The organism is Streptomyces sp. ActVer, from assembly GCF_027270795.1.
Taxonomy (GTDB): domain Bacteria; phylum Actinomycetota; class Actinomycetes; order Streptomycetales; family Streptomycetaceae; genus Streptomyces; species Streptomyces umbrinus_A.
Genome location: NZ_JAPWHT010000572.1, coordinates 1 through 5,727 on the forward strand (window position 1 = coordinate 1; position 5,727 = coordinate 5,727).

2 protein-coding genes and 1 pseudogene are annotated in these 5,727 nt (G+C 74.5%); 1 reads left to right on the forward strand and 2 read right to left on the reverse strand.

Annotated features, from left to right (window positions below):
* The coding region (locus O3Q52_RS47705) for a dihydroxyacetone kinase (RefSeq protein ID WP_269654714.1) at positions 1 to 1,180 on the forward strand (1,180 nt) is incomplete at its 5' end.
* 127 nt (positions 1,181 to 1,307) lie between these two features.
* On the opposite strand, the gene O3Q52_RS47710 is transcribed toward O3Q52_RS47705, so the two are convergent.
* Both O3Q52_RS47710 and O3Q52_RS47715 read right to left on the reverse strand, forming a co-directional pair.
* On the reverse strand, positions 1,308 to 4,259 hold the full coding sequence (locus O3Q52_RS47710; RefSeq protein ID WP_269654715.1) for a tetratricopeptide repeat protein: 2,952 nt from the start codon (positions 4,257 to 4,259) through the stop codon (positions 1,308 to 1,310).
* A pseudogene (locus tag O3Q52_RS47715) lies at positions 4,256 to 5,727 on the reverse strand (HSP90 family protein); the annotation flags it as partial. The gene O3Q52_RS47710 and the pseudogene O3Q52_RS47715, both read right to left, overlap by 4 nt.

The window sequence follows — 5,727 nt, forward strand, 5'->3', positions numbered from 1 at the left end:
GGAGGGCGATGCGGCGTTCGGAGGCGAGGGTCTTGGTGTGCAGGACGGTCAGGCCCTGGGTGCGGGTGCGCTGGTGGAGACGTTCACGGGCGAGGCGCCGGCAGCAGCGGCGGTGCCGGTTCTCGCGGGGCACGCGCGCGTGGGGGCTGGTTCGGACACGACAGCGCCCCGCGCGCGCGTGGACGCCACTGTGATGGAACCCCTCGGAGAGGTGGGGGAGTGCGCGGACGGAACCCCCGCTCCCGACGAGGGCGGTCCGGCCTTCGAGGTCATCTACCTCCTGGAGGCGGAGGACGCGGCGGTGACGCGGCTGCGGGACCGGCTCGACGCACTCGGCGACTCACTCGTCGTGGTCGGCGGGGACGGCCTGTGGAACGTCCACGTGCACGTCGACGACGCCGGCGCGGCCGTGGAGGCGGGTGTCGAGGCCGGGCGGCCGTACCGGATCCGGATCACGCACTTCGGGCTCGACGACGCACACACGACGGGTGCCGGAAGCCGGCCGGTCCGGGAGCGGGCCCAGCGCGCGGTCGTCGCCGTCGTCCCCGGAGAGGGCCTCGCGGGGCTCTACACCGAGGCGGGGGCCACCACCGTCCTCGCGCGCCCCGGGGAGCCGCCCGCCAGCGGCGAGCTCGTCGGGGCCGTACGGCGGGCCCACGCGCGCGAGGTGGTGCTGTTGCCGAACGACGCAGAGCTGCGCCACACGGCGGCCGCGGCGGCCGAGCAGGCCCGCACCGAGGGCGTCAGGGTCGCGCTGATCCCCACCCGGTCCGCGGTGCAGGGCATCGCGGCGCTCGCCGTGCACGAGCCCGGGCGGCGCTTCGACGAGGACGTCGTCGCGATGACCTCGGCCGCCGGTGCGACCCGGTACGCCGAGGTCGAGGTCGCGGAACGCCAGTCCTGGACCATGGCCGGCATCTGCCAGGCAGGCGACATCCTCGGTCTCATCGAGGGCGACGTCGCCGTGATCGGCTCCGACGTCACGGCGACCGCCGAGGCGGTCCTGAACCGCATGCTCGCGGCGGGCGGCGAGATGGTCACCCTGGTCCTCGGCGACGAGGCCCCCGACACGATCGCGGCCCACCTCGAATCCCGAGTCCGTGAGTCCTACCTGGCCGTGGACACGGTCGTGTACCGCGGCGGCCGCCAGGGGGCCCTGCTGCTGATCGGTGTGGAGTAGCAGGCTCGGTCGCGCCCCGACAGGGGCGCGGGGTTGTGACATTTGCGGCTCCGCCGCGTGGGCGCGACCAGCCACAGCGGGCCCGCAGACAAGAACCGGCCCCCAAAGCGGAGCGCCCCGCGGAGCCCTACGCGGTCGACTCCGTCGCCCGCAGCAACCGCTCCGCCTCGGCCCGCCGCGCCACCACCGTCTCGTCCGCGCCGTCCCCCTGTGCGTACGCGGCGAGCACCTCACGCGCGCGTGCAGCCGCCCGGTCGGGGTGCTCCAGGTCCGCCTCCAGCCAGCCCGCGGCCAGTTGGGCGCCGGTACGGCTGTGCAGGGCGTCCTCGCCGAGGGAGAGGAAGCCCGCGACGGCCAGCGTGACGTGGGCCAGGGCCTCCTCGAACAGGGCGTAGATCGCCTCGTCGTCGGCGTCGTCCGGCGCGGAGCGGGCGACCAGGTCGCCGAACTGCCGGTGCGTCTGCGCGAGTTCGGCGACGAGCTGCCCGCGCGCCTCGTCGTCCTCGGGCACCTCGTCCTGGCACGCGCGGACCGCTTCGCCCATCAACTCGCGTGCCGTGTCGAGCCCCGAGCCCTCCTCGCGCACCGCGAGCCACGCGCGCGCCCGCAGGGAGCGGATCAGCCCGTGGACGTTGCCGAGGGACCGCCAGAGGTCACCGGCGCGCGCGTAGGCCTGCTCCGCCTCCGGGAGCAGCTCCGCGTGGCCGAGGGCCTCGGCGGCGAGATGGGCGAGCATCGCGTGGTCGCGCTGCTCGGGCCACTGCCGGGCGATCTCGGCCGCCTGGAGCCAGTGTTCGGCGGCCTCGCGGTGTTCGCCGAGCTCGGTGAGACAGTCGCCGAGCCACCAGTGGGTCTGCACGATCGCCCCGTCGCCGTGCGTCTGCGCGCTCAGCTCCGGCAGCGCCGACTCCAGGACCTCCGCGGCCTCGGCCCAGCTCCCCCGACGCATCAGGAAGCCGCCGAGCTGATGTCTGGCCCAGGCGCCGAGCGTGGGCCCCTCGCCGCCCTCGTCGGCCCAGTGCGACGCCTCCAGGGCGTGGTCGGCGGCGGGACCGAACTGTCCGGTGGCGCCGAGTATCTCGGCCAGCTGGAGGTGCAGTTGGGCGTGACCGGTCGGCTCCAGGAAATCCGCGCCGTGCTCCAGCGCCGCCCTGGCCGCGCGCTCTGCCCCTTCGGCGTCGCCCAGGTGGCGTGCGATTCCGGTGAGCCGGGCCTCGTACTCCACCGCGAACCACGGCAGCCCGGCCGCCACGAACGCCTCCGAGGCCCGCGTGAGCAGCTCCGCGGCCCTCTCCGCGTCCCCGGCGTGCGCGGCGAGCTCTCCGAGCGTGGCCTGCGCCTCAGCGGCCCGGGAGGCGACCAGGACGTCGTTCCCGGCCTCCGGCCCGGCGAGGGCCAGCAGCTCCCGGGCGGCGGTCTCCGCGGCTGCCAGGGCCGCGGAGCCGTCTCCCGCCCCGTTCGTCTCCGCCGCCTCGTGGACCCGCTGCAGCAGGATGCGCGCCCGTCCCACCAGCACCGAGGCGGCCTGCTGGACCCCGGTCCCGCCCTCCGCGAAGAGGGAGAGCACCCGCTCGTACGGCTCCGAGACCGCGGCCAGTGCCTCGCGGGTCCGGCCGGAGAGGGCCAGTACGTACGCTCCACGCGCGCGTGCCGCCAGGGCCTCGCCCGGGTCGCCCGCCGCCTCGTACAGCTCGGCGGCGCGGGCGAACAGCTCCACGCCCTCGGGGCCGAGGCCCATCGCCTCGTGGTCGGTCAGCTCCGCGCGGTCGCGGGGAGTCAGTTCCTCGTCGCCGGCCGCCTCCGCGACCGCGGCCCATGCCGCTACGGAGTCCGGGTGCAGGGCGGCCGAGGGCCGACGGGCCTCGGCGAGCAGCGCGGCCAGATCTGGCTCACCGGCACCGGAGTCGGCATCCGCGGACGGGGCCGGCGCGGGCCGCACGGGAGCGGCCACGGTCGGTGTCGTGCGTATGCCCAGGGGCAGCCGCTCCACCAGCGGCGGCTGGTCCATGCGCTCCCGGACGCGTCCGCTCACGTACGCCGTGCCGTTGCGCTCGTCGAAGCGGCCCGCCAGCGAAAGGGCCTCCACGCGCGCGTGGGTGGCGAGTTCGGCCGCGGTCCAGGTGCGGCCGGCCGGTCCGGGCACGGTCTGCGCGCCGAGTCCGAGCGAGGTCAGCCGGTCCGTCAGCAGGGCGACCACGGCCAGGAAGTCCATCCGGCTGCGCGGTTCCCCGGCGTCCGTGAAGTAGGCGGGACGTTCCGCCAGCAGCTCAAGGGCCCGTGCCTCGTTGCCGGTGAGCGTGCAGAACTCCACATGGTCCGCGTACGCGCCGCGCATGCTCTCCATGGGGCGTACGAGCCGGAAGCCGCGCAGATGGTGGGCCCGCGCCTCGTCCAGGCGGCCCAGCCGCAGCAGGGGCACCAGCGAGGACGCGAGGACCGCGTGCGGCTCGTGGGCGCACGTGTACTCGCCCTCCAGGACGGGCCGCCACAGCTCAAGCGCCTCGTCGTCGGCACCCTGCTCGGCCCGCCACCAGCCCTGGTCGTGCAGTTCGCAGGCGTGGCAGTCGGCCATGCTGTCCCGGTCGGCGGCCAGCCATGCGGTGTACGCCCGCTCGGCCCGCCCCACGTCCCCGATGGACCGCGCGACCGTGAACTCGGTGCTGCGGACCGCCCGTTCGGAGTGACCGGCGAGCCGGTAGCGGTGCTCCATCTCGCCGAGCCACTTCTCGATGGAGGCGAGCGGAACGTGCGGCTGGCCGACCATTCCGGAGGACACCCACTTGAAGACCCAGTGCAGGGAGTGGGTCTCGTACTCGTCGAAGTCCTCGGGCCGTTCGTCCCACATGCGCAGCAGGCGCGCGAAGGGGACGAACATCTTGTCCTTCTCGGAGCTGTAGTTGTAGACCTTCAGCTGGTGGCCGAGCGCCTCGATCACGGCGAGCGGGATGTTCAGCTTCTCGGCCTCGGCGAGCAGGAGTTCCGCGCGCGCGTTGCGGGCCGGGCCCTCCGGCTGCTCGTAGTTCTCCTGCATCGCCCGGCGCAGCGCGTCGAAGTCCATGTTTTCACCGGTCCGGCTCATCGGGGGCCCTCCTCCGGGGAGTCGCTGTGGGTGGCCCACTCCAGGAGGCCGATGAACGCCCGGTTCAGGAGCGCCGAGTCCGCCGGTCGCAGTGGACGCTGCGCCATCAGCAGGGCCTGACCGTAGAGGGACTCCGTCGCCGTCCCGATCAGCTCCCGGTCGTCGAGCGAACTGATCTTCCGGATCAGCGGGTTGAGGTGGTTGAGCACCAGCCGCGCGCGCGGGGCGCTGCCCCGCAGCGAGCCGAGGATGCCCGCCCACAGGTCGTCGGCCTGCTCCTCGGCCTCCGCGCGCGCCTGCTCGTGGCGGGCCGCCCGGTCGTCCAGGTGCAGCGCGGGCACGGAGAGGGGGTGGAAGGCGCGCAGAACGACATCGCACCCCAGGGGGTCGAGTTTGGCCCGCGCGGCCCCCAGGAAGGCCGACAGGGCCAGCTCGACCGCCGGGTCGACCGAGTCCAGATGCGCGGTCACCGTGTCGGCGTCCAGCTGCGCCACGACCGTCCCGGGCCGCACCGAGGGCAGCGCCTCGACCAGCTCGCTGTCGTACGTGTAGCCGCCGTTGACGACACCCACGCCCTGAGCGGACGCGATCGGCGCGACCTGGCGGTACTCCTCCACGGTCCGCGTGAAGTGCACCACCGGGTGCCGCTGGGCGAACTCCTCCAGGGACAGCTGCCCGTCCGTCGTCTCGAAGGGCAGCCACGGCAGCATCGTGCGCAGCATCTCGCTGTCGTGCCGCGCCAGGGACTTCACGCCCAGGTGGTGCACCGACAGGAAGGCCGCGAGCCGCTCGGGATCACCGGCCGCGAGCCCCGTCAACCAGGCCCTGATCCGCTCGCCCAGCGCCTCCCGTACGCCCGCCAGGGCCTCGTCCTCGTACAGCGCCTCCCGGGACGCGGTGGGCCGCAGGCTGTCCGTGTCGAGGACGCAGCGCACGAAGAACGCCCAGTCGGGCAGCAGCTGTTCGGCCCGCTCGGTGAGCAGCATGCCCTTCAGGTGCACGCGATGACCGGCGCGCTGGGCGGGACTGACCGCGGACGGCAGCACGTACGCCACCCCGCGTATCCCGGCGAGCGGCACGTCCAGGTCGATCGAGTCCAGCGGCGTGAACCCGAACAGGTCGTGGCAGTGCCGCCCCAGGGCCACCCTCCGGGTGGCGGGGCTCGGGTACGCGCGGTCCCAGGGCGCGGGGAGGTCCGTGACCGCCTCGTCGCCCACCCGTACGTCGTACGGCAGCAGCGATCCGAAGTCCCGGGCCAGCGAGAGGACCCGCTCCTCGGACAGCCAGTCGGCGGCGCCCGGACGCGCCACCAGGTACACGGTCGTACCCGGCTCGGGGCGGGCCTCGTGAGGCAGCGTACGGACCGTGTACGAGCCGTCGTCGGCCGCCGTCTACTCCACGGGCGGCGCGTCCGGCGTACGGGCGCTGCGGCTGACCACCCGGACGCGCTCGGCGACCACGAAGCAGG

Bases quoted from the DNA above. Each gene is read 5' to 3' on its own strand.
- O3Q52_RS47710 (WP_269654715.1), bottom strand. From the start codon at position 4,259: ATGAGCCGGACCGGTGAAAACATGGACTTCGACGCGCTGCGCCGGGCG.